The organism is Mesorhizobium sp. M2A.F.Ca.ET.043.02.1.1, from assembly GCF_003952405.1.
Taxonomy (GTDB): domain Bacteria; phylum Pseudomonadota; class Alphaproteobacteria; order Rhizobiales; family Rhizobiaceae; genus Mesorhizobium.
Genome location: NZ_CP034445.1, coordinates 37,498 through 60,462, shown reverse-complemented (window position 1 = coordinate 60,462; position 22,965 = coordinate 37,498). Strand labels below are relative to the sequence as shown.

24 protein-coding genes are annotated in these 22,965 nt (G+C 62.8%); 23 read left to right on the top strand and 1 reads right to left on the bottom strand.

Annotated features, from left to right (window positions below; translation table 11 throughout):
• Nucleotides 1–13: 13 nt before the first annotated feature.
• From coaD to EJ068_RS00255, 8 genes are all read left to right on the top strand, one after another.
• Nucleotides 14–514: a pantetheine-phosphate adenylyltransferase gene (coaD, locus tag EJ068_RS00290; protein WP_127249456.1), complete on the top strand. Its 501-nt coding sequence runs from the start codon at nt 14–16 to the stop codon at nt 512–514.
• Nucleotides 515–640: 126 nt separating this feature from the next.
• Nucleotides 641–1,138, top strand: coding sequence for a peptidylprolyl isomerase (locus tag EJ068_RS00285; RefSeq protein ID WP_245463509.1), 498 nt, complete (start codon nt 641–643; stop codon nt 1,136–1,138).
• A 30-nt stretch (nt 1,139–1,168) separates the two neighbouring features.
• Nucleotides 1,169–1,681 carry a peptidylprolyl isomerase gene (locus tag EJ068_RS00280; RefSeq protein WP_042642653.1) on the top strand — a complete coding sequence of 171 codons (513 nt, stop codon included), beginning with the start codon at nt 1,169–1,171 and terminating at the stop codon, nt 1,679–1,681.
• A gap of 10 nt (nt 1,682–1,691) precedes the next feature.
• The gene (locus tag EJ068_RS00275; RefSeq protein WP_127249455.1) at nt 1,692–2,141 is read left to right on the top strand and encodes a DMT family transporter; all 450 of its coding nucleotides are present in this window, start codon (nt 1,692–1,694) and stop codon (nt 2,139–2,141) included.
• Nucleotides 2,141–3,229, top strand: coding sequence for a tRNA preQ1(34) S-adenosylmethionine ribosyltransferase-isomerase QueA (gene queA / locus EJ068_RS00270; protein ID WP_127249454.1), 1,089 nt, complete (start codon nt 2,141–2,143; stop codon nt 3,227–3,229). The genes EJ068_RS00275 and queA overlap by 1 nt, the downstream gene beginning before the upstream one ends.
• Nucleotides 3,219–3,488, top strand: a complete 270-nt coding sequence (locus EJ068_RS00265; protein ID WP_127249453.1) for a hypothetical protein — start codon at nt 3,219–3,221, stop codon at nt 3,486–3,488. Before queA ends, EJ068_RS00265 begins: the two co-directional genes overlap by 11 nt.
• Nucleotides 3,481–4,611 carry a tRNA guanosine(34) transglycosylase Tgt gene (tgt, locus tag EJ068_RS00260; RefSeq protein ID WP_127249452.1) on the top strand — a complete coding sequence of 377 codons (1,131 nt, stop codon included), beginning with the start codon at nt 3,481–3,483 and terminating at the stop codon, nt 4,609–4,611. The genes EJ068_RS00265 and tgt overlap by 8 nt, the downstream gene beginning before the upstream one ends.
• Nucleotides 4,612–4,779: 168 nt before the next feature.
• A complete protein-coding gene (locus EJ068_RS00255) occupies nt 4,780–5,505 on the top strand; it encodes an SDR family NAD(P)-dependent oxidoreductase (RefSeq protein ID WP_127249451.1) in 726 nt (241 codons plus the stop codon).
• 636 nt (nt 5,506–6,141) lie between these two features.
• Here EJ068_RS00255 and EJ068_RS00250 read toward each other — a convergent pair.
• Entirely contained in the window at nt 6,142–6,561 is a 420-nt protein-coding gene (locus tag EJ068_RS00250) for a DUF4864 domain-containing protein (protein WP_127249450.1), read from the bottom strand.
• Between the two features lie 210 nt (nt 6,562–6,771).
• Here EJ068_RS00250 and EJ068_RS00245 point away from each other — a divergent pair, with 210 nt between their 5' ends.
• The 15 genes from EJ068_RS00245 (at nt 6,772) to glpK (ending at nt 22,949) form a co-directional block, all read left to right on the top strand.
• Nucleotides 6,772–7,008, top strand: coding sequence for an Lrp/AsnC family transcriptional regulator (locus tag EJ068_RS00245; protein WP_027166286.1), 237 nt, complete (start codon nt 6,772–6,774; stop codon nt 7,006–7,008).
• Between the two features lie 168 nt (nt 7,009–7,176).
• Nucleotides 7,177–8,589, top strand: a complete 1,413-nt coding sequence (locus tag EJ068_RS00240; protein WP_189342046.1) for a circularly permuted type 2 ATP-grasp protein — start codon at nt 7,177–7,179, stop codon at nt 8,587–8,589.
• A gap of 132 nt (nt 8,590–8,721) precedes the next feature.
• Nucleotides 8,722–9,663, top strand: coding sequence for an alpha-E domain-containing protein (locus EJ068_RS00235; protein ID WP_126082590.1), 942 nt, complete (start codon nt 8,722–8,724; stop codon nt 9,661–9,663).
• A gap of 21 nt (nt 9,664–9,684) precedes the next feature.
• Nucleotides 9,685–10,479, top strand: a complete 795-nt coding sequence (locus EJ068_RS00230) for a transglutaminase family protein (RefSeq protein ID WP_126082591.1) — start codon at nt 9,685–9,687, stop codon at nt 10,477–10,479.
• A 32-nt stretch (nt 10,480–10,511) separates the two neighbouring features.
• The gene (locus EJ068_RS00225; RefSeq protein WP_042642639.1) at nt 10,512–11,243 is read left to right on the top strand and encodes a peptidase; all 732 of its coding nucleotides are present in this window, start codon (nt 10,512–10,514) and stop codon (nt 11,241–11,243) included.
• A gap of 73 nt (nt 11,244–11,316) precedes the next feature.
• The gene (locus tag EJ068_RS00220; protein ID WP_127249448.1) at nt 11,317–12,729 is read left to right on the top strand and encodes an aspartate aminotransferase family protein; all 1,413 of its coding nucleotides are present in this window, start codon (nt 11,317–11,319) and stop codon (nt 12,727–12,729) included.
• Between the two features lie 128 nt (nt 12,730–12,857).
• Nucleotides 12,858–13,625, top strand: coding sequence for a DeoR/GlpR family DNA-binding transcription regulator (locus EJ068_RS00215; protein ID WP_042642634.1), 768 nt, complete (start codon nt 12,858–12,860; stop codon nt 13,623–13,625).
• Nucleotides 13,626–13,751: 126 nt separating this feature from the next.
• A complete protein-coding gene (gene glpD / locus EJ068_RS00210; RefSeq protein WP_126082593.1) occupies nt 13,752–15,278 on the top strand; it encodes a glycerol-3-phosphate dehydrogenase in 1,527 nt (508 codons plus the stop codon).
• Between the two features lie 38 nt (nt 15,279–15,316).
• Nucleotides 15,317–16,396 (top strand): ABC transporter ATP-binding protein, encoded by a 1,080-nt coding sequence (locus tag EJ068_RS00205; RefSeq protein WP_128314890.1) that lies wholly within the window; start codon nt 15,317–15,319, stop codon nt 16,394–16,396.
• Between the two features lie 10 nt (nt 16,397–16,406).
• Nucleotides 16,407–17,489: an ABC transporter ATP-binding protein gene (locus tag EJ068_RS00200; RefSeq protein WP_127249446.1), complete on the top strand. Its 1,083-nt coding sequence runs from the start codon at nt 16,407–16,409 to the stop codon at nt 17,487–17,489.
• Nucleotides 17,490–18,356 (top strand): sugar ABC transporter permease, encoded by an 867-nt coding sequence (locus EJ068_RS00195; RefSeq protein ID WP_042642628.1) that lies wholly within the window; start codon nt 17,490–17,492, stop codon nt 18,354–18,356.
• A gap of 3 nt (nt 18,357–18,359) precedes the next feature.
• Nucleotides 18,360–19,268 (top strand): carbohydrate ABC transporter permease, encoded by a 909-nt coding sequence (locus EJ068_RS00190; protein ID WP_042642626.1) that lies wholly within the window; start codon nt 18,360–18,362, stop codon nt 19,266–19,268.
• Between the two features lie 2 nt (nt 19,269–19,270).
• The gene (locus tag EJ068_RS00185; RefSeq protein WP_126082598.1) at nt 19,271–19,558 is read left to right on the top strand and encodes a DUF2160 domain-containing protein; all 288 of its coding nucleotides are present in this window, start codon (nt 19,271–19,273) and stop codon (nt 19,556–19,558) included.
• 78 nt (nt 19,559–19,636) lie between these two features.
• Nucleotides 19,637–21,364, top strand: a complete 1,728-nt coding sequence (locus tag EJ068_RS00180) for an ABC transporter substrate-binding protein (RefSeq protein WP_126082599.1) — start codon at nt 19,637–19,639, stop codon at nt 21,362–21,364.
• 91 nt (nt 21,365–21,455) lie between these two features.
• A complete protein-coding gene (glpK, locus tag EJ068_RS00175; RefSeq protein WP_127249445.1) occupies nt 21,456–22,949 on the top strand; it encodes a glycerol kinase GlpK in 1,494 nt (497 codons plus the stop codon).
• The last annotated feature ends 16 nt before the right edge of the window (nt 22,950–22,965 follow it).

The window sequence follows — 22,965 nt, the reverse complement described above, 5'->3', positions numbered from 1 at the left end:
CTAGAAGCCTGCCATGACCGAACGCACCGCCCTTTACGCCGGCTCCTTCGACCCGCTGACCAACGGCCATCTTGACGTGCTCAAGGCGTCGCTGGCGGTGGCCGACACCGTCTATGCGGCGATCGGCATCCATCCGGGCAAGAAACCGTTGTTTTCCTTCGAGGAACGCGTGAAGCTGATCGAAGCCGCTGCCAAGGCCGAATTCGGCAAGGACGCCGGCCGCATCAAGGTCGTTGCGTTCGACGGGCTGGTCATCGACGCTGCCCGCAAGCGGGGCGCTTCGATCATGATCCGCGGCCTGCGCGACGGCACCGATCTCGACTACGAAATGCAGATGGCCGGCATGAACGAGACGATGGCGCCGGAACTGCAGACGGTTTTTCTGCCGGCGAGTCCCTCGGTGCGCACCATTACCGCCACACTCGTGCGCCAGATTGCCTCGATGGGCGGCGACATCCGCCCATTCGTGCCGGCGGCTGTCGCCGGGGCGCTCACCGCCAAGTTCACCAAATAGGTTTTCCCGGAGATCCCTATGCAGCTGAAGAAGCTCGCTTCGTTCCTTGTCGTGCTTGCCGGCCTTTTCGCGGCATCCCTTTTCTCGGCATCCGGGCCGGCCGTCGCCGCCGACAAGGAGAACACCATGATCATCACTCTCAAGGATGGCGACGTGACGATTGCGCTGCGCCCCGATCTGGCGCCCAAGCATGTCGCGCAGATCAAGAAGCTGGTGCGCGACGGCGCCTATGACAATGTCGCCTTCCACCGCGTCATCGACGGCTTCATGGCGCAGACCGGCGACGTCAAATTCGGCAACATGAAGAAGGGTTTCGACCCGCAAGCCGTCGGCACCGGCGGTTCCGATCTTCCCGATCTGCCGGCCGAGTTCTCGCAGAGCGAGCAATTCACGCGCGGCGTGGTCGGCATGGCGCGATCGCAGGACCCGAATTCGGCCAACTCGCAATTCTTCATCATGTTCGCGCCGGCGCCGAACCTCGACGGCCAGTACACCATCGTCGGCAAGGTGGTCGGCGGCATGGACCTCGTCGACAAGATCAAGAAGGGCGACGAGGCCGACAACGGCACGGTCAGCGACCCCGACCGCATGATCAAGGTTCGCATCGCCGCCGACGGCAAATAAACCCCTCAATTTTCAAAAAGGATTTCTGACATGGCTGAGATCAAGGATCGCGAGAACGCGCTGATCATGGAAACGACCAAGGGCAAGGTCGTCATTGAAATGTATCCCGAACTGGCCCCCGGCCACGTCGCCCGCATCAAGGAACTGGCGCGTGAGGGCGCCTATGACGGCGTCGTGTTCCACCGCGTCATCGACGGCTTCATGGCGCAGACCGGCGACGTCAAGTTCGGCAACTCCTCGAAGCCGACCTATGCGCCGTCGCGCGCGGGCATGGGCGGGTCCGACAAGCCGGACCTCAAGGCCGAGTTCTCCAACGCCAATCATGGCCGCGGCGCCTGCTCGATGGCTCGGGCGCAGAACCCGAACTCGGCGAATTCGCAGTTCTTCATCTGCTTCGACGATGCCGCCTTCCTCAACCGCCAGTACACGGTGTGGGGCCAGGTCATCGAGGGCATGGAAAATGTCGACAAGATCAAGCGCGGCGAGCCGGTGCAGGATCCCGACAAGATCGTGTCGCTGAAGGTCGCGGCCGACGTCAAGTAAGGGCATAACGATGATGGGCGCAGTCTGGTCCCTGCTCGGCATCCTGTCCGGCGCCTTCATCGCCATCCAGGCGCCGATCAATTCGCAACTGGCGCGCGGCCTCGGCCTTCCCGTGGCCGCCGCGGCGTTCTCGTTCCTGTCGGGCGCCATCGTCCTTGGCATCATTGCCCTCGCGGTGGTGAGGCTGCAGGGCATTTCGCTCGACTGGAAGGCGCCGGCGCCCTGGCTGTTCATCGCCGGCGGCATGCTCGGCGGCTTCTATGTCACGCTCTCCACCATTCTCACGCCGCGCATCGGCGCTGCGGCTCTCATGGCCTTCCTGGTCGCCGGGCAGTTGCTCGCCGGCATGCTGATCGACCGCGTCGGCTTCCTTGGCGTGGCGGTGCGCGAAATCTCGCTTGGCCGCGTCGCCGGCGCGGTAATGCTGCTCGCCGGGGCGCTGCTCATCCGGCTTTTCTGATGCGTGTCGACCTATTCGACTTCGAGCTGCCGGAGGAGCGCATCGCGCTTCGTCCGGCGGAACCGCGCGACAGCGCCAGGCTGCTGGTCGTCGAGCCGGGCGAACCATTGCAGGATCGCGTCGTCCGCGACCTGCCTTCGCTGCTAAGGCAAGGCGACGTGCTGGTGTTCAACGACACCAAGGTCATCCCGGCGCAGCTCAAAGGCATGCGCAAGCGCGGCGAGGCGGTGGCGCAGGTCGAGGCGACGCTGCATATGCGCGTGGCGCCGGACCGCTGGCAGACTTTCATGCGGCCGGGCAAGCGCATCGCCGCCGGCGACCGCATCCATTTCGGTCATGACGGCAGTTCCTGCTTCCTCGGCCAGCTTGACGCGACGGTGCTCGAAAAGGGCGAGGCTGGCGAGGCGCTGCTCGGTTTCGACCTTTCCGGGCCGTTCCTCGACGAGGCGCTGCACGCCTTCGGCCACATTCCGCTGCCGCCCTATATCGCCTCGAAGCGCGACGATGACGAGCGTGACCGCGCCGACTACCAGACCATCTATGCCAGGGAAGAGGGCGCGGTCGCTGCCCCCACCGCCGGGCTGCATTTCACGCCGGAACTGTTTGCCGCGCTCGACGCCCGGGGCATCGAGCGCCGCTTCGTCACGCTGCATGTCGGCGCCGGCACCTTCCTGCCGGTGAAGGCCGACGACACGGCCGACCACAAGATGCATGCGGAGACCGGCTCGGTAAGTGCCGAGACGGCGGCGGCGCTCAACGCCGCCAAGGCGCGGGGAGGGCGGATCATCTGCGTCGGCACGACATCGCTGCGGCTTCTGGAGAGCGCGGCTCGCGCGGACGGCAGGATCGAGCCCTGGTCCGGACCGACCGACATCTTCATAACGCCCGGCTATCGCTTCCGCACGGCCGACATGCTGATGACCAATTTCCATCTGCCGCGCTCGACACTGTTCATGCTGGTCTCGGCCTTCAGTGGGCTGGAGACGATGCGCTCGGCCTATGCGCATGCCATCGAGAACCGCTACAGGTTCTATTCCTATGGCGACGCCAGCCTGCTTTACCGAGCGGAGACGAGCGATGGACGGTGATCTCAACGGCATGGACCGCAATAGGCTGATCGCGGAAGTGAGGAAGCTGCGCGCCGGCATCCGCGCGCATCGCGACACGACCGGGCATGATCTGTGCTGGCATCATCCCGACCTCTGGGACCTTTTGCCGGAAAAGACCGAGCCGTCGATCGCCGTGCCGCCATGGCCGAAATTCATGCACGGCTGCATCCGCTACCGGCAGTCGCTCGACGAGCAGGCGCCCGATGCGCCGGTGCACGACAAGGAATTCAATGGCTGAGACTTTTTCCTTCAAGGTGCTTGCCAACGACGGCAAGGCCAGGCGCGGTCTTGTCTCGATGCCGCGCGGCGAAATCCGCACGCCGACCTTCATGCCGGTCGGCACCGGCGGCACCGTCAAAGCCATGTATATGGACCAGGTGCGCGGCGTCGGCGTCGACATCATTTTGGGCAACACCTACCATCTGATGCTGCGGCCAGGCGCCGAGCGCGTAGCCAGGCTCGGCGGCCTGCACGAGTTCGCGCGCTGGCCGCATCCGATCCTGACCGACAGCGGCGGCTTCCAGGTCATGTCGCTGTCGAAGCTCCGTAAACTGACCGAACAGGGCGTCACCTTCCGCTCGCATATCGATGGCGCACCTTATGAAATGTCGCCGGAGCGGTCGATCGAGATCCAGGGACTGCTCGATTCCGACATCCAGATGCAGCTCGACGAATGCACAGCGCTTCCGGCCAAACCTAAGGAGATCGAGCGCGCCATGGAATTGTCGCTGCGCTGGGCCGAGCGCTGCAAGATTGCGTTCGGCGATCAGCCGGGCAAGGCAATGTTCGGCATCGTCCAGGGCGGCGACAGCGCGCCGATGCGCGTGCGTTCGGCGCAGGCGCTGAAGGCGATGGATCTGAAAGGCTATGCCGTCGGCGGGCTGGCGGTCGGTGAGCCGCAGTCGGTGATGCTGGAGATGCTCGACATCACCTGCCCGGAATTGCCGGCCAACAGACCGCGCTATCTGATGGGCGTCGGCACGCCGGACGATATATTGAAATCGGTAGCCCGCGGCATCGACATGTTCGACTGCGTGATGCCGACGCGGGCCGGCCGGCATGGCCTCGCCTATACGCGCCGCGGCAAGGTCAATCTCAGGAACGCCCGCCATGCCGACGATCCGCGGCCGCTCGACGAGGAAAGCGATTGCCCTGCGGCGCGCGATTACTCGCGCGCCTATCTGCATCACCTGGTGCGCTCGCAAGAGTCGCTCGGAGCGATGCTGCTGACCTGGAACAACCTGTCCTATTATCAGAAGCTGATGCAGGACATCCGGGCAGCCATCGAGGCGCAGGCTTTTGAAGCGCGCGCCGCCGAGATCGCCGAAGGCTGGGCGAGGGGCGACATCCAGGCGATATAAAGCGCGTCGCAGTCCTTCGGATTCGCTCGATGCGCTTCAGGTCTTTGACTTACGCATGTCTTTATCCCGAGACCGGTTCCCACTGTCGGGAGACATGCTCTAGCCGCTGGTCCCGCCGATTGACGGACGTTCTGCCTGGGAGCAGAATCTTGTCTTGAGGGATCAGCCATGGCTGTGACGTTCGATTTCGCCGGCAAGACGGCGATCGTGACCGGTGGGTCGAGGGGCATCGGCAAGGCCGTGGCCATGCAACTGGCGCGATCGGGATGCGACGTCTGGATATGGGATGCCGATCCAGCGCCACTCGACGGAACCCGCAGCCAAACGGTGGATGTAACCAAGGCAGGCGATATCGGAAAAGCCCTGAGCGAAGTGATCGCCGAGAGCGGCCGGGTCGATATTCTCGTTAACAATGCGGGCTATCTCGGGCCCTATCGCAGCTTCGAGGCTTTCGAGCCGGCCGAGTGGCAGCGCATCATCGGAGTCAACCTCATCGGCACGTTTGAGGTCACACATCAGGTTCTGCCGTTCATGCGCAAGACCGGCAGCGGCCGCATCGTCAATATGGGGTCGCTGGCCGGCAAGGAGGGATTGCCCAATCTTGCAGCCTATTCGGCGGCGAGCGCAGGTATCATCGCTTTCACCAAAGCCTTGTCGCGCGAAGTTAATGACACCGATATTCGCGTCAATTGCGTCGCGCCGGGGCCGATCGATACCGAACTTATCAGGCGACTTGGCAATCAAGTCGTCAGCGACATGATCGGCGCAAGTCCGCTCAAGCGCCTTGGCGCAGTCGACGAGGTCGCGGCGCTGGTGCTGTGGCTTTGCTCCGATGCCGTCAGCTTCAACACGGGCGCGGTATTCGACATGTCCGGCGGCCGGGCTCGCTACTGAACACCGGTTTATGTCCTGAGGCGACCCGAGACCCTCAAGCCTCCGCTTGAGGGCGCGAACCATTTTGAAACGACTGCGATTGTATAGATTGCCGGGATGATTTCAGGCAAAGGCGCAGACCTTGCTCGTCTCGGAACAAGCCTCGGTGTCGGGTGAGGCACAAACCAGCCGTGCTAGCGGCTCCCGCGAGCCTGCAGCCGCCGTCTAACAATGGACTGGAGCGGCCGTCGCGGTCATCGGGGTGGCCGGCCTCGTTCTGCGGGTGCTCGGCGCGCGGGGGTACTACGCAGCGATGGTGGACAGAATGACGCGTGACGGCGCGGCGAATTACGCCACCAACCAGGAATTCCGGACCGTGATGACCGTCGATTATTTTGCCAAACGCCTTGGGCGCCAGGCATCGTTTGTCTCCGTAAACAAAATATGCGACGAGCGTCCGTCCTGGCTGATCTCCGAGGGGCCTATCGACCGGCAGCCGCATATGTCGAGGCCGTGCCGACCTGCAGGTCGGCCTATGAGCGTGTCGACGCCTCGACGAGCTGGGGTCTTTCGGGCCTGGCCTGGACATTGTATCAGCGCCGGGATTGAGAGTGGGCCCGGCCAAATTCCGGCCGTCGCGCGCCTTTCCGGAATTGCTCAGGTGCTGACCGAGGTCGAGGCGCGTAGGCTGCAGCCGGTGATCTTGAAACTGCCATCCGCCTGCAGCTGCAGCGTATAGACAGCCTCGTAATCCTTGCCGTCGGGCCCGACGATCAGCACCTGCTGGACGATCGAACCGGGCCTGGTCTGCTCGGCCCTGCCGAAGGAATAGGATTGGGGCTTTCGCACCGGCGCGTAGCCGTTGGTCACCATGTTCATGAAGGTGTCGACGGTCGGAAAGATCTGCTTCACATTGGGCGCGGCGAAACTGTAGGCGGCGGCGCCGTCACTGGCGATGAACGCCTTCAACTGGCTGTCGATAACCGTCTGCGCGGCCTTGACCTCCGCATCGTCGGCCAAGGCAAGCGAGGTCATCAGCATTGGAACAAGAGCTAACGCGAACAGTGCTCGGCGCATGGGCTGTCTCCCGGGAAATCGCCTGGCGAACGACTCTAACATACGCGTCGCGGCAGGGCGTGGTTTCACCGAGCTGCAAAGATTTCGTCATTTCAGCCTCGAGGGGCGGGATCGGCCACTCTTTGAGCTGCGCGGCGCGTGAAGCTTGAAAGCCGGGCGGCAGTCTGCCACAAGGACCGCTATTCACGATGCAGGCGGCAGGACCGGGCAATGAAGGCATTTTTCGTGCAGATCAAGTGCGACCTCGGTAAGGCCTATGAGGTCGCCAGCGCGCTTGCCGACGCCGAGATCGCCTCCGAGATCTACTCGACCGCCGGCAATTACGACCTGCTCGCCAAATTCTACGTCGACGACGAGGAAGACGTCGGTCACTTCGTCAACGAGCGGGTACAGATCCTGCCCGGAATCAAGGACACTTTCACCATCGTGACCTTCCGGGCGTTCTGACCGGTCGGGCGATGCCCCGCCGGCAAGCAGGGGCTGACCCGACCTTGCCGCCTGTGCCTTAAATTTAGGCAATTTGCATAGAGTGGCCGTCACGGCTTCCTAAATCATCGATTGCGCTTGATTTTCTCCGGCGAGGCCAGTGAAATGGTCTCAGAGGGGAGTACTCGATTGGCAGCCTTCGATGAAATGCTTCCGGAAGTTTCCGGATTGAGAAGACCTTATGAGGCTTATGATCGCTGGCTGAAGGAGCAGGACCCGGCCAGGCTTACCCAGAAAATGCAGGACGCCGAGCGTGTCTTCCGCAAGACGGGTATCACCTTTGCAGTCTATGGCGAGCAGGAAGCTTCCGAGCGGCTGATCCCTTTCGACATCGTGCCGCGCATCCTCTCCGGCCACGAATGGCGCCGGCTGACGCAAGGCATCGAGCAACGCGTGCAGGCGCTGAACGCCTTTCTCGACGACATCTATCACCGCCAGGAGATTCTGCGGGCCGGGCGCGTGCCGAGGGATCTCGTTGCCAGGAACGAAGCCTTCCTGCCCGAGATGATCGGGGTGAAGCCGCCTGCCGGCGTCTACACCCATATCATCGGCGTCGACATCGTGCGCATATCGGAGAACGAGTTCTACGTGCTGGAGGACAACGCCCGCACGCCGTCCGGCGTCTCCTACATGCTGGAGAACCGTGAGACGATGATGCAGCTCTTTCCGGAGCTGTTCCAGAAGATCAAGGTGCGGCCGGTCGAGAATTATCCGCAGCTCCTGCGCCGGTCGCTCGCAGCGGTGCGGCCGCAAAGCGCCAAGGGCGCGCCGACAATCGCGGTGCTGACGCCAGGCTCCTACAACTCGGCCTATTTCGAACATGCCTTCCTCGCCGACCAGATGGGCGTGCAACTGGTGGAGGGGCAGGATCTGCGGGTCGTTGACGGCCACGTCGCGATGCGCACGACCGAAGGCTACAAGCAGATCGACGTGCTCTATCGGCGCGTCGACGACGCCTTCCTCGATCCGCTGACTTTCCGCCCGGACTCCGCACTCGGCGTGCCGGGCATCATGGATGTCTACCGCGCCGGCAACATCACCATCGCCAATGCGCCTGGCACCGGCATCGCCGACGACAAGGCGATTTATTCCTACATGCCGGAGATCGTCGAGTTCTACACCGGCCGCAAGGCCATTCTCGGCAACATCCCGACCTGGCGCTGCTCGGAGCCGGACAGCCTCAAATATGTGCTCGAGCACATCAGCGAGCTGGTGATCAAGGAAGTGCACGGCTCTGGCGGCTACGGCATGCTGGTCGGCCCGGCCGCAACCAAGAAGGAATGCCAGGAGTTCGCCAAGAAGCTGCAGGCGAAGCCTTCGAACTACATCGCCCAGCCGACGCTGGCGCTGTCGACCTGTCCGATCCTGACCGAAAAGGGCCTGTCGCCGCGCCATGTCGATCTTCGGCCTTACGTGCTGGTTTCGGACCGAATCCAGATCGTGCCGGGTGGGCTAACGCGTGTTGCCCTCAAAGAGGGTTCTCTGGTGGTCAATTCCTCACAAGGCGGCGGCACCAAGGATACGTGGGTACTCGACGACTAGAGCGGTGAATGGTGAACGGTAAAATGGTGAATGGTCAGATGCCTAGTTACGAGAGGATGGCAATGACGAAGTGTTGCTGGGTACTACTCACTATTCACCATTCACTATTCACCATTCACTAGGCAAATCCACATGCTTCTTGGCCGCACCGCAAACGGTCTCTACTGGATGAACCGCTATATAGAGCGGGCCGAAAACATGGCGCGCCTCGTCGATGCCGGCCTGCGCATGGCGCTGACGCGCACGCAGAACGCGTCAGAGGAATGGAATTCGGTGCTGCTCAGCGCCGGCTCCGACTATGCGTTCTCACAGAAATACCAGGACTATACCGCTGCCAACGTCTCCGACTTCCTGCTGCGCGACACCTCGAACCCGTCGAGCACGATGTCGTCGATCGAGACGGCACGCAACAATGCCCGCATGGTGCGAACGGCGCTGACGCGCGAGACCTGGGAAAGCATCAACGAAGCCTGGATGTCGCTGAAGCGCATGCTGGCGAGGCCGATCGACGAGCGCGACCTGCCGACGGTGCTCGATGCCATCAAGCGCGAGACGGCTCTGATCCGCGGCTCGTTCTACGGCACGATGCTGCGCAACGAAATCTTCGATTTCTCGCAGCTCGGCACCTATGTCGAGCGCGCCGACAACACGGCGCGCATCCTCGACGTGAAGTATTATGTGCTGTTGCCTTCGCTGTCTTGGGTCGGCTCGACGCTGGACAATTACCAGTGGGAGTCGATCCTGCGCTCGGTGTCGGCGCATCGCTCCTATCGCTGGGTTTATGAGGCCGACTACAAGCCGACGAATATCGCGGACTATCTGATCCTCAATGTGCGCATGCCGCGCTCGCTGACCTTCTGCTATCGCTTCCTCGGCGAGCACCTGAAATTCCTCGCCGACGACTATGGCGAGCGCCATGCTTGCCACGCCACGGCCGAGAAGATTCAGGCGCTGCTCAATAGAGGCTCGATCAAGGACATATTCGATCACGGCCTGCACGAGTTCCTGGCCGAGTTCATTCGCGACAACACCAGGCTGGGCGACGAGATCGCCCAGGATTACCGGTTCCATTGAGCGGGGCTGAGGGCGGGCGTCATGCGGCTCAAGATCACCCATCGCACCGAGTACCGCTACGATGCGCCGGTGCAATATCTGCTGCAGCGGCTGCGCCTGCTGCCCCTGAGCGGGCGTACGCAGACCGTCGGCTCCTGGGCGATCAAGGTCGAAGGCGCACGCGAGGAGGTGCGCTTTACCGATCATTTCGGCAACGACACGCGGCTGGTGAGCGCTGAGAGCGGCCACACCGCCATCGTCGTCGAGGCGCGGGGAGAGGTGACGACGCATGACACGGCGGGCGTGACGGGCCCGCATCAAGGCTACGCGCCGCTCTGGCTGTTCGCGCAGCAGACGCCGCTCACCGCCGCCGGCGACGGTATTCGTGAACTGGCCGGCAAGGTCGGGCAGGGGACGGAGATCGAGCGGCTCCACGCGCTGATGGGCGCGATCCGCGAACGTGTTGCCTACAAGCCAGGCGCGACCAGCGTCGTGACGCCGGCCGAAGAGGCCCTGGCGCTCAAATCCGGCGTCTGCCAGGACCACAGCCATATCTTCATCGCCGCGGCCGTCGCGCTTGGCTTTCCGGCCCGCTATATAAGCGGCTATCTGATGATGGATGCCGACGTCGAGCAGGCCGCCAGCCATGCCTGGGCCGAGGCCTATGTCGTGGGGCTCGGATGGGTTGCCTTTGATCCGGCCAACGGTATTTCTCCCGACGAACGCTATGTGCGGGTGGCGACGGGGCGCGACTATCGCGACGCCTCGCCTGTCTCGGGGATACTGCTGGGGCAGGCGCAAGAGAAGCTTGCCGTCACCGTCACGGTAGAGCAGTAATTTCCGACGAGATTCGCTGTTAAAGAAGAATCATGACCTATTGCGTCGGCCTCAAGATCGATCGCGGGCTCGTGTTCATGTCGGACACGCGCACCAATGCCGGCATGGATTCGATCTCGACCTTCAAGAAAATGCACGTCTGGGAAGAGCCTGGCGAGCGCGTGATCGTGCTGATGTCGGCGGGCAACCTGGCCACGACGCAAGCCGTGGTCAGCCTGCTCGACGAGCGCAACAAGGCCGTTGGCGACCGTCATCCGAAGCTGCTCGAGACGCCGTCCATGTACCAGACGGTGCGGCTCGTCGGCGATACGGTCAAGGAAGTCATCGAACATGCCTCGCCGAACGGCGACAAGGCGGATTCCTACTTCAACGCCTCCTTCATCCTGGGCGGCCAGATCAAGGGCAGTCCGCCCAGGCTGTTCATGATCTACCCGGAAGGCAATTTCATCGAGTCGACCGATGACACGCCTTTCTTCCAGATCGGCGAGACGAAATACGGCAAGCCGATCATCATCCGTGCCTATGACCGGACAATGGGCCTGGCCGAAACGGTGAAGCTGCTTCTGGTGTCCTTCGACTCGACGCTGAAATCGAACCTTTCGGTCGGGCTGCCGCTCGATCTGCTGTTCCTGGAGAACGACAGCTTCAAGGTCGGGCTCAACAGGCGCATCGGCCAGGACGATCCCTATTACCGCACCATATCCGACGGCTGGTCGAACGCCTTGAAGGCGGCCTTTGCCAGCCTGCCGGATTTTCCCGGTTAGGGTCCGCACGTCGCGGCCGGTTGGGCATTTAGCTGGCTTACCCGCTGCATTGCGGCTGGGGTCGGGAGGATAGATGGACAACGAGACATTCCGCGACTGGTCGAGGCGGGTGGCCGACTGGGGCGTCGATTACCGCGCCGGCCTGCGCGACCGTCCGGTGCGACCGGCAATCGCGCCGGGCGAGATCTTCCGGAGCATCGAGGCTTCGCCGCCCGAAACGGCCGAACCGATGGAAAGGATCTTCGCCGATTTCGAAGAAAAGATCGTGCCGGGCATGACGCATTGGCAGCATCCGCGCTTCTTCGCCTATTTCCCCGCCAATGCGGCGCCGGTCTCGGTCGTGGCGGAGTATCTGGTCTCGGCGATGGCCGCGCAATGCATGCTGTGGCAGACCTCGCCGGCGGCGACCGAGCTCGAGACGCGCATCGTCGACTGGATGCGCCAAGCGCTTGGCCTACCCGAGGGCCTTTCCGGCGTCATCCAGGATTCAGCCTCGTCGGCGACGCTTGCGGCGGTGCTCACCATGCGCGAGCGGGCGCTCGACTGGCAGGGCAACAAAAAGGGGCTGGCCGGGGAGGGCAAGCTGCGCGTCTATTCCTCCGACCAGGTCCATACCTCGATCGACCGCGCCATCTGGGTCTCAGGCATCGGCGAGGAGAACCTCGTCCGCATCCCGGTCTCAGGACGTTTTCGCGCCATGGATCCGGCCGCGCTTGAGGCCGCAATCGTCGCCGATCGCGCGGCCGGCTTGCTGCCCGCAGGCATCATCGCTTGCGTCGGCGGCACCAGCATTGGCGGCACCGACGACATAGCCGCGGTGGCCGCGGTCGCGGAGCGGCACGGGCTTTACCTGCATGTCGACGCCGCCTGGGCCGGATCGGCGATGATCTGCCCGGAATACCGGCATTTCTGGGCAGGCGTCGAAGGCGCCGATTCCATCGTCTTCAATCCGCATAAGTGGCTCGGTGCGCAGTTCGACTGCTCGATCCAGTTTATTCGCCAGCCGGAAGACCTGGTGCGCACGCTGGCCATAAAGCCGGAGTTTTTGAAGACGTTGGGGCACGACGGCATCATCAACTATTCGGAATGGTCGGTGCCGCTCGGGCGTCGTTTCCGCGCGCTGAAACTCTGGTTCCTGCTGCGGGCCTATGGCCTCGAGGGCTTGCGCGCCATGATTCGCAATCATGTCGCCTGGAGCGAAGGACTGGCAGCGCGGCTCGCCAGGGAAGTGGATTTCGAGCTCGTCAGCGAGCCGATGCTGTCGCTGTTCTCATTCCGGCACAAAGCGCCATCGGGTACCAATCCGGACGAGCACAATCTGCGCTTGGTCAACGCCATCAACACCGACGGCCGCATTTACCTGACGCAAACGCGGGTGGAGGGGCGCGTGGCGATCCGCTTTCAGGCGGGGCAGTTCGAGTCGACGGCGGCCGATGTTGCCGCCGCGTTCGACGTCATAACCGAGATTGCCCGCCGCCCGTCCTGAGGCGGGTGGACGCGTTCCGCACTGGTTTGCCTTTTGCAATCAGATGATTTTCGTTAGCCGGCTTATACCTTTTCTTCGCTTTCGTTTTCCGATATAGAGGAGAAAAACGAAAATGGAGGGACGCCCGGATGTTTCTTTCGCCACGCCACGCCGAAATCATCCAGATGGCGAAAGACCACGGCCGGGTTCTGGTCGAGGATCTGGCGACGCATTTCAATGTGACGCCGCAGACCATCCGCAAGGACCTCAACGATCTGTGCGATCAGCGGCTGCTCACCCGCATCCATGGCGGCGCGCTGTTCCCGTCCGGCATCGAGAACATGGAATACGAGGCGCGGCGCAAGATCGCGGCCGACGAGAAGGAGGCGATCGGCGGCGCGGCGGCGCGGTTGATCCCGGACAATGCTTCGCTGTTCATCAATATCGGCACCACCACCGAGGCAGTCAGCAAGGCGCTTCTCGACCATAACGGGCTGATGGTCATCACCAATAACATCAATGTTGCCAATAGGATGCGCATCTATCCTACGATCGAGGTGGTGATCGCCGGCGGCGTGGTGCGCGGTTCCGACGGTGGTGTCGTCGGCGAAGCGGCCGTCGATTTCATCCGCCAGTTCAAAGTCGATTATGCCGTCATCGGCGCCTCGGCCATCGATCATGATGGCGCGCTGCTCGACTTCGATTTCCGCGAGGTGAAGGTGGCGCAGGCGATCATAGCCAATGCGCGCCACGTCATCCTGGTCTCCGACCGGACCAAGTTCGAGCGCACGGCGCCGGTCCGGATCGGCCACCTTTCGCAGGTGAATACCTTCATCACCGATCGTTGCGACATCCCCTCGATTCGCCGGATTTGCGAGGAGACCGAGGTCCGGCTGATCGAGACGGCGCTCGAATAGCGGTGCTTCATGGCTGTTTCACGCAGCGATGAAATTTCGTTTGACATTCGCTTTGAGTTCGAAATAATTCCGTCACGGTTTCGTAAAACACAAAAATGGTGCAATGCGAAATCGTTGGAGGAACTTTTGGACACATCCCCGATCCATGACATTTTCGTCATCGGCGGCGGCATCAATGGCTGCGGTATCGCCCGCGACGCCGTTGGCCGCGGATTTTCGGTTTACCTTGCCGAGATGAACGATCTGGCGAGCGGGACGTCCTCCGGCTCGACCAAGCTTATCCATGGCGGGCTTCGCTATCTTGAATTCTACGAGTTCCGGCTGGTGCGCGAAGCGCTGATGGAGCGCGAGGTTCTGTGGAAGAACGCGCCGCATATCATCTGGCCGATGCGCTTCGTCCTGCCTTATGCCAAGGGCCTGAGGCCCGCCTGGCTGATCCGGCTCGGGCTGTTCCTCTACGATCACATCGGCGGGCGCAAGCTGCTGCCTGCGACGAAGACGCTGGACATGGCGAGCGATCCGGCAGGCAAGCCGCTCAAGCCATTGTTCCGCAAGGCTTTCGAATATTCGGATGGTTGGGTCAATGACGCTCGTCTGGTGGCGCTGAACGCTCGTGACGCCGCCGACCGGGGCGCCATCATCCGCACCCGCACCAAGGTCGTCAGCGCGCGCCGCGACGCCTCAATATGGACCGTCAAGGTGCAGAACGTGCTGACCGGCGACACCGAAGAGGTTCGCGCGCGGCTTCTCGTCAACGCCGCCGGCCCGTGGGTCGATCACGTTCTGCAGACAGCCGTCGGCCAGAACGAAGTCCATAATGTCCGTCTTGTCCAAGGCAGCCACATCGTCGTCGCCAAGAAGTTCGACGATCCGCGCGCCTATTTCTTCCAGAACAAGGACGGCCGCATCATCTTCGCCATTCCCTACGAGGAAGAATTCACGCTGATCGGGACAACCGACCGCGACTATCCAGGCGACCCGCACGATGTGAAGATCTCCGACGCTGAGATCGACTATCTGTGCGCTGCGGCAAGCGAATATTTCGCGGTAGCCGTGAAGCGCTCCGACATCGTCTGGACCTATTCGGCGGTGCGTCCGCTCTATGACGACGGCGCTTCCAAGGCGCAGGAAGCGACGCGCGATTATGTGCTGAAGGCCGATGGCGGGGAGGGCGTTGCCCCGCTTGTCAACGCCTTCGGCGGCAAGATCACGACCTTCCGTCGGCTTGCGGAATCGATGCTTGAGAAGATCGAAGGCTTTCTCGGCAAGCGCGGCAAGCCTTGGACGCATGACGCGCCGCTGCCGGGTGGTGATTTTCCCGCCACTGGTTTCGACGCGCAGGTCGCCAGGCTGAAAAAAACCTATCCGTTCCTTGACCAGAGGCTGGCGCGCCGGTTTACGCGGCTCTACGGCACGCGCGCGGAGAAGCTGCTCGGGCTCGCCAAGTCGAATGCCGATCTTGGCCGCAATTTCGGCGCCGATCTTTTCGAGGTGGAGGTTCGCTATCTCGCCGAGAACGAATGGGCGGTCACCGCCGATGACGTGCTGTGGCGCCGCACCAAGCGCGGCCTGCATTTCAGCCGCGAGCAGACGGCGGCACTGGAAGAATTCATGCGAGGGCTGAGCAGCCGTCACGTCGCGGCGGCGGAATGACGATCGACTGCTGAAGCGCAAGGCCGGGAGGAGGCGTGATGCTGGAACTGAGGAACGTGACGAGGACGATCGGTGCGCAGGGGCATATCCGCGACGTGTCGCTGACGCTTCAGCACGGCTCGCTGAATGTTCTGCTGGGACCGACGCTTTCCGGCAAGACCAGCCTGATGCGGCTGATGGCGGGTCTCGACGCGCCGACGTCCGGCTCGGTCTGGTTCGACGGGAAGGACGTTACCGGACAGCCAGTGCAGAAGCGCAACGTCGCCATGGTCTACCAGCAGTTCATCAACTACCCGGCGATGACGGTTTACGAGAACATCGCTTCGCCGCTCAGGGTTGCAGGCGTGGACCAGGCAAGGATCGACAAGGAAGTGCGCAATGCCGCCGCGCTTCTCAAGCTCACGCCTTACCTCGACCGCACCCCGCTCAACCTCTCGGGCGGCCAGCAGCAGCGCACGGCGCTTGCGCGCGCCATCGTCAAGAACGCCAGCCTGGTGCTGCTCGACGAGCCTCTCGCCAATCTCGACTACAAGCTGCGCGAGGAATTGCGCGCCGAATTGCCGAAGATTTTCGCCGCCGCGGGCACGATCTTCGTCTATGCCACCACCGAACCGCACGAGGCGCTTTTGCTGGGCGGCAACACGGCGACACTTTCGGAGGGCCGCGTCACGCAATTCGGACCGACCGTCGAGGTTTTCCGCAAGCCGGTCGACCTGGTGACGGCAAGGACCTTCGCCGACCCGCCGCTCAACACCATCGTGCTCTCCAAAAAGGGCGCGGACTTCCTGCTCGAAGGCGGCGTCAAGCTGCCGGTGCCGCCGGAACTCGCCGGCATTGCGGACGCCAGCTACACGATCGGCTTCCAACCTCATCATTTGTCGCTGGAGCGGCCGAACGCCAGCGCGGTACCGGTGCGTGCCAAGGTCACCATCACCGAGATCACCGGCTCGGAAAGCTTCGTCCATCTCGACTTCGCCGATGCGCGCTGGGTGATGCTTGCGCATGGCATTCTCGACTTCGAGACGGACGACGAGGTCGAGGTGTTCATCGACCCGCGCCACATCCTGGTGTTCGACCACAACGGCCGCGCCGTGACGGCGTCGAAGCTGGCAGCCTGAGGAGGATCAGATGGCGCGCATCGACGTCAATCATATCCGCCACTCCTACCTGCCCAACCCACGGAAGGATTCGGATTTCGCGCTGAAGGAGGTGCATCACACCTTCGAGGATGGCGGCGCCTATGCGCTGCTTGGGCCGTCAGGCTGCGGCAAGACCACCTTGCTCAACATCATTTCGGGATTGCTGCATCCCTCGCACGGCCAGCTTTTGTTCAATGGCAGGGACATCACCAATCTGTCGACGCAGGAGCGCAACATCGCGCAGGTGTTCCAGTTCCCGGTCATCTACGACACCATGACCGTCTACGACAATCTGGCCTTCCCGCTGCGCAACCGTCGCGTGCCGGAGGCGGACGTCGACCGCAAGGTGCGCGAGACGCTCGACATGATCGATCTCGCTTCGCTGGCGAAGAAGAAGGCGCGCGGGCTCACCGCCGACCAGAAGCAGAAGATATCGCTCGGCCGAGGCCTGGTTCGCTCGGACGTCAACGCCATCCTGTTCGACGAGCCGCTGACCGTGATCGACCCGCACATGAAGTGGGTGCTGCGTTCGCAATTGAAGCAACTGCATCGCCGCTTCGGCTACACCATGGTCTATGTCACGCATGACCAGACCGAAGCGCTGACCTTCGCCGACCGCGTCGTGGTCATGTATGACGGCGAGATCGTGCAGATCGGCACGCCGGCCGAACTCTTCGAGCGGCCGCGCCACACTTTCGTCGGTTATTTCATCGGCTCGCCGGGCATGAACGTGCTGCCGGTCGCGCTGGAAGGCAGGACGGCGAAGCTCGGCGCGCAGCGCATCGAGCTTCCGGGCGTGCCCCAGACTGCTACCGGGAAGGCGGAAGCCGGCGCCGTCGAGCTCGGCATCCGTCCCGAATATGTGCGGCTCGGCCGCGATGGCATGGCGGTGCAGGTCTCCAAGGTCGAGGACGTCGGCCGCCACAAGGTCGTGCGCGCCAATCTGGAAGGTAGGGAGATCGCCGCTGTGATCGGCGAGGACGACGAAGTGCCTGCCGACCCGAAAGTCCGGTTCGATCCGGCCGGCATCAACATCTATGCCGATTCCTGGCGCGTAGAGATGGGGGCCTAGATGGACAAAACCTGGAACAACAAGGCCTGGTTCCTTGTCCTGCCGGTTCTGGTGCTGGTGGCCTTCTCGGCCGTCATCCCGCTGATGACCGTGGTCAATTATTCGGTGCAGGACACGTTCGGCAACAACGTCTTCTTCTGGGCCGGCACCGAATGGTTCGAGGAGTTGCTGCACTCCGACCGGTTCTGGGAAGCGATGGTGCGCAACCTGATCTTCTCCTTCATCATCCTGGCGATCGAAGTGCCGCTCGGCATCTTCATCGCGCTCAACATGCCGAAGAAGGGCTGGGGCGTGCCGGTCTGCCTGGTGCTGATGGCGCTGCCGCTGTTGATCCCGTGGAACGTCGTCGGCACGATCTGGCAGGTGTTCGGCCGCAACGACATCGGCCTTCTCGGCTATTACGTCAATGCGCTGGGCTTCAACTACAATTATGTGCAGGACCCGTTCGACGCCTGGGTCACGGTCATCATCATGGATGTCTGGCACTGGACGAGCCTGGTCGTGCTGCTCTGCTATGCCGGTCTGGTCTCCATTCCGGATGCCTTCTACCAGGCGGCCAAGATCGACGGCGCCTCGCGCTGGGCGGTGTTCCGCTACATCCAGCTGCCGAAGATGCAGCGCGTGCTCCTGATCGCCGTACTGTTGCGCTTCATGGACTCGTTCATGATCTACACCGAGCCCTTCGTCGTCACCGGCGGCGGTCCCGGCAATTCGACGACCTTCCTGTCGATCGACCTCGTCAAGACGGCGCTCGGCCAGTTCGACCTCGGACCGGCGGCGGCGATGTCGCTGGTCTATTTCCTGATCATCCTGTTGTTGTCGTGGGTGTTCTACACCGTGATGACCAACTACGACGCGGAGCGCTGACAGATGACAGGCGCCAACGAGACGACACGCGTGAGCGAAACAGCGATCACCGAAGTGGGCAGCACGCTGTCGCAGGACGAGGTGGCGAAGCTGATGCGCCGCCGCGGCGAGGAATCGCGCTGGTGGTGGATCGTGCCGACGCTCTACATCGTCGTGCTGCTCCTGCCGATCTACTGGCTCATCAATATGAGCTTCAAGACCAATGCCGAGATCGTGTCGTCGCTGACGCTGTTCCCGCACAACCCGACGCTCGCGAATTACCGCACCATCTTCACCGACGCATCCTGGTATTCGGGCTACATCAACTCGATCACCTATGTGGTGATGAACATGGTGATCTCGGTGGCGGTGGCGCTGCCGGCAGCCTATGCCTTCTCGCGCTACCGCTTCCTCGGCGACAAGCATCTGTTCTTCTGGCTGCTGACCAACCGCATGGCGCCGCCGGCGGTGTTCGCGCTGCCGTTCTTCCAGCTCTATTCGGCCTTCGGGCTCATCGACACTTATATCGCCGTGGCGCTCGCCCACTGCCTGTTCAACGTGCCGCTGGCGGTGTGGATTCTCGAGGGCTTCATGTCCGGCGTGCCGAAGGAGATCGACGAGACCGCCTATATCGACGGCTACTCCTTCCCGCGCTTCTTCGTGAAGATCTTCATGCCGCTGATCGCCAGCGGCATCGGCGTCGCCTGCTTCTTCTGCTTCATGTTCTCGTGGGTGGAGCTTCTGATCGCCCGCACGCTGACCACGACTGACGCCAAGCCGATCGCCGCAACCATGACCCGCACAGTCTCGGCCGCCGGCATGGACTGGGGCCTGCTCGCCGCGGCCGGTGTGCTGACGCTGATCCCCGGCGCGGTCGTTATCTGGTTCGTCCGTAACTACATCGCCAAGGGCTTCGCCCTGGGGAGGGTGTGACCATGAATCTCGACTTCTCCTGGATGGCGTGGACCTGGCCGACGGCGGCCTTCTTCGGAACCATCCTGCTTCTGCTGTGCGGCATGGCGGCCTGGGAATACGTCTCGCCGGGCGGCAATCCGCGTATCGGCGTCCTGCGCTTCGAGACGACGCGCGGCGATCGCCTCTTCCTTTCGCTGCTCGGCAGCGCCTTCATCCATCTCGCTTGGCTGGGTCTGGTTGGGCCCAACCTGTGGTGGGCTCTCGCTCTCTCCGTGGTCTACGCCATTGGCGTGTTCCGATACGTATAGAGGGGGAAACAGTCGGAGCGGCCGCGTGCTGGCGGCCACTCCGGATCACACTTCAAAACCTAAGACTGGAGGAGACACATGCGACGGCAATTTCTTACATCGACGACCGCCCTTGTCCTATTGCTGGGGGCGGGCCACGCCTATGCCGGGATGGACGAGGCAAAAAGCTTTCTTGACAAGGAGATAGGCGACCTGTCGACGCTTTCGCGCGCCGATCAGGAAAAGGAAATGCAGTGGTTCATCGACGCCGCCAAGCCGTTTGCCGGCATGGAGATCAAGGTGGTGTCGGAAACCATCGCCACCCATTCCTATGAATCACAGGTGCTGGCGCCCGCTTTCTCGGCCATCACCGGCATCAAGGTCACGCACGACACGATCCAGGAAGGCGACGTCGTCGAGAAGATCCAGACCCAGATGCAGACGGGACAGAACCTCTATGACGGCTGGGTCAACGACTCCGATCTGATCGGCACGCACTGGCGCTACCAGCAGGTGCGCAACCTGACCGACTGGATGGCAGGCGACGGCAAGGATGTTACCAACCCGAACCTCGACCTGAAGGACTTCATCGGCACGTCGTTCACGACGGCGCCCGACAAGAAGCTCTACCAGCTGCCCGACCAGCAGTTCGCGAACCTCTACTGGTTCCGCTACGACTGGTTCAACGACGAGAAGAACAAGGCCGATTTCAAGGCCAAGTACGGTTACGACCTCGGCGTGCCGGTCAACTGGTCGGCCTATGAGGACATCGCCGAGTTCTTCACCGGCCGCGAGATCGACGGCAAGAAGGTCTATGGCCACATGGACTACGGCAAGAAGGACCCGTCGCTCGGCTGGCGGTTCACCGATGCCTGGCTCTCCATGGCCGGCAACGGCGACAAGGGCATTCCGAACGGCCTGCCGGTCGACGAATGGGGCATCAAGGTCGACGAGAATTCGCGCCCGGTCGGTTCCTGCACCGCGCGCGGCGGCGACACGAATGGACCGGCGGCGGTCTACTCGATCCAGAAATATCTCGACTGGCTGAAGGCCTATGCTCCGGCCGAAGCGCAGGGCATGACCTTCTCCGAATCCGGCCCGGTTCCGGCCCAGGGCGCGGTTGCCCAGCAGATCTTCTGGTACACGGCCTTCACCGCTTCGATGGTCGACGCCGGCGCCAAGGCGGTGATGAACGACGACGGCACGCCGAAATGGCGCATGGCGCCGTCGCCGCATGGCGTCTACTGGAAAGATGGCATGAAGCTCGGCTACCAGGACGTGGGTTCCTGGACGCTGATGAAGTCGACGCCGACCGACCGCGCCAAGGCCGCCTGGCTTTATGCGCAGTTCGTCACCTCGAAGACCGTCGACGTGAAGAAGAGCCATGTCGGCCTGACCTTCATCCGCGAGAGCACGATTCACGACAAGAGCTTCACGGAGCGCGCTCCGAAGCTCGGCGGCCTGATCGAGTTCTACCGTTCGCCGGCCCGCGTCCAGTGGTCGCCGACCGGTACCAACGTGCCTGACTATCCGAAGCTGGCGCAGCTCTGGTGGCAGGCGATCGGCGATGCATCGTCGGGCGCCAAGACCGCGCAGGAAGCGATGGACTCGCTCTGCGCCGAGCAGGAAAAGGTCATGAGCCGCATCGAGAAGTCGGGCGTCCAGGGCGATATTGGCCCGAAGATGGCCGAAGAGCACGACCTCGCCTATTGGAACGCGGATGCGGTCAAGAAGGGCAATCTCGCGCCACAGTTGAAGATCGAGAACGAGAAGGAAAAGCCGATCACCATCAACTACGACGAGCTGGTGAAGAGCTGGCAGAAGTAACTGCATGACGTGGGCGCGTTCGCCCGCGTAAGAAATGCAGGGGAGGCGGCTTGGCCGTCTCCCCTGTTGCATGAGTAGTGGAGGGAATGGAATGAGCGGTTTTGTGCTGGCGATCGACCAGGGAACGACCTCGACCCGGGCGATCCTGTTCGACGACAAGATGAAAGTCGCAGGCACCGGCCAGCAGGAATTCGCGCAGCATTATCCGGCCTCCGGCTGGGTCGAGCATGATCCGGAAGATATCTGGGCAAGCGTTCTCGCCACGGTGAAGTCGGCGCTTAAGTCCGCCGGACGTACCGCTTCGGATGTGGCCGCGATCGGCATCACCAACCAGCGCGAGACGGTCGTGATCTGGGATAAGGCGACCGGCGAGCCGATCCACAATGCCATTGTCTGGCAGGACCGCCGCACGGCGCCGCTCTGCCAGAAGTTGAAGAAGCAGGGGCTTGAGAAAAAATTCTCGAAGAAGACCGGGCTGCTGCTCGATCCCTATTTCTCCGGCACCAAGATCGCCTGGATGCTGGACAAGGTGAAAGGAGCCAGGAAGCGCGCAGAGAAGGGTGAATTGCTTGCCGGCACGATCGACAGTTTCCTGATCTGGCGGCTGACGGGCGGCAAGGTGCACGCGACCGACGCGACAAACGCCTCGCGCACGCTGGTCTACAACATCGAGAAGAATGCCTGGGACGAAGAGCTGCTCTCGATCCTGAACATACCGGCAGAGATCCTGCCTGACGTGAAGGACTGCGCCGACGACTTTGGCCTCACCGAGAAGAGCCTTTTCGGCGCCGAGATGCGCATCCTCGGCGTTGCCGGCGACCAGCACGCGGCGACCATCGGCCAGGCCTGTTTCGAGCCGGGCATGATGAAATCCACCTACGGCACCGGCTGCTTCGCGCTGCTCAACACCGGTGCCGACCTTGTGCGCTCCAGAAACCGGCTTCTGACCACGATCGCCTACCGGTTGAACGGCAAGACCACCTATGCGCTGGAAGGTTCGATCTTCATCGCGGGCGCCGCCGTGCAGTGGCTGCGCGACGGCATCAAGGTGATCGGCAAGGCCGAGCAGAGCGGTGCGCTCGCGGCGACCGCCGATCCGGCGCAACAAGTCTATCTGGTTCCGGCCTTTGTCGGCCTTGGCGCGCCGCATTGGGACGCGGAGGCGCGCGGCGCCATCTTCGGCCTGACGCGCAATTCAGGCCCGGCAGAGTTCGCGCGCGCCGCGCTCGAATCGGTCGCGTTCCAGACGCGCGACCTGCTCGATGCCATGCGCAAGGACTGGAAAGGCGCTTCCGCCAAGACGGTGCTTCGTGTCGACGGCGGCATGGTGGCGTCCGACTGGACCATGCAGCGGCTGGCCGACATTCTCGACGCGCCGGTCGACCGTCCGACGATCCTGGAGACGACCGCCCTGGGCGCGGCGTGGCTTGCCGGGTCGAAGGCAGGCGTGTGGCCGAAGGCAAACGAATTCGCGAAGAGCTGGGCGTTGGAACGGCGCTTCAAGCCGGAGATGGATGCGGCTGCGCGCGGGGCGAAGCTCGCCGGATGGCGCGATGCGGTGCGCAGGACGCTGAGCACGCAGTAACGATTACTGGACCGGG

Coding starts and splice junctions, on each gene's coding strand:
- coaD (WP_127249456.1), top strand. CDS start 14: ATGACCGAACGCACCGCCCTTTACGCCGGCTCCTTCGACCCGCTGACC.
- EJ068_RS00285 (WP_245463509.1), top strand. CDS start 641: ATGATCATCACTCTCAAGGATGGCGACGTGACGATTGCGCTGCGCCCC.
- EJ068_RS00280 (WP_042642653.1), top strand. CDS start 1,169: ATGGCTGAGATCAAGGATCGCGAGAACGCGCTGATCATGGAAACGACC.
- EJ068_RS00275 (WP_127249455.1), top strand. CDS start 1,692: ATGATGGGCGCAGTCTGGTCCCTGCTCGGCATCCTGTCCGGCGCCTTC.
- queA (WP_127249454.1), top strand. CDS start 2,141: ATGCGTGTCGACCTATTCGACTTCGAGCTGCCGGAGGAGCGCATCGCG.
- EJ068_RS00265 (WP_127249453.1), top strand. CDS start 3,219: ATGGACGGTGATCTCAACGGCATGGACCGCAATAGGCTGATCGCGGAA.
- tgt (WP_127249452.1), top strand. CDS start 3,481: ATGGCTGAGACTTTTTCCTTCAAGGTGCTTGCCAACGACGGCAAGGCC.
- EJ068_RS00255 (WP_127249451.1), top strand. CDS start 4,780: ATGGCTGTGACGTTCGATTTCGCCGGCAAGACGGCGATCGTGACCGGT.
- EJ068_RS00250 (WP_127249450.1), bottom strand. CDS start 6,561: ATGCGCCGAGCACTGTTCGCGTTAGCTCTTGTTCCAATGCTGATGACC.
- EJ068_RS00245 (WP_027166286.1), top strand. CDS start 6,772: ATGAAGGCATTTTTCGTGCAGATCAAGTGCGACCTCGGTAAGGCCTAT.
- EJ068_RS00235 (WP_126082590.1), top strand. CDS start 8,722: ATGCTTCTTGGCCGCACCGCAAACGGTCTCTACTGGATGAACCGCTAT.
- EJ068_RS00230 (WP_126082591.1), top strand. CDS start 9,685: ATGCGGCTCAAGATCACCCATCGCACCGAGTACCGCTACGATGCGCCG.
- EJ068_RS00225 (WP_042642639.1), top strand. CDS start 10,512: ATGACCTATTGCGTCGGCCTCAAGATCGATCGCGGGCTCGTGTTCATG.
- EJ068_RS00220 (WP_127249448.1), top strand. CDS start 11,317: ATGGACAACGAGACATTCCGCGACTGGTCGAGGCGGGTGGCCGACTGG.
- EJ068_RS00215 (WP_042642634.1), top strand. CDS start 12,858: ATGTTTCTTTCGCCACGCCACGCCGAAATCATCCAGATGGCGAAAGAC.
- EJ068_RS00205 (WP_128314890.1), top strand. CDS start 15,317: ATGCTGGAACTGAGGAACGTGACGAGGACGATCGGTGCGCAGGGGCAT.
- EJ068_RS00200 (WP_127249446.1), top strand. CDS start 16,407: ATGGCGCGCATCGACGTCAATCATATCCGCCACTCCTACCTGCCCAAC.
- EJ068_RS00195 (WP_042642628.1), top strand. CDS start 17,490: ATGGACAAAACCTGGAACAACAAGGCCTGGTTCCTTGTCCTGCCGGTT.
- EJ068_RS00190 (WP_042642626.1), top strand. CDS start 18,360: ATGACAGGCGCCAACGAGACGACACGCGTGAGCGAAACAGCGATCACC.
- EJ068_RS00185 (WP_126082598.1), top strand. CDS start 19,271: ATGAATCTCGACTTCTCCTGGATGGCGTGGACCTGGCCGACGGCGGCC.
- EJ068_RS00180 (WP_126082599.1), top strand. CDS start 19,637: ATGCGACGGCAATTTCTTACATCGACGACCGCCCTTGTCCTATTGCTG.
- glpK (WP_127249445.1), top strand. CDS start 21,456: ATGAGCGGTTTTGTGCTGGCGATCGACCAGGGAACGACCTCGACCCGG.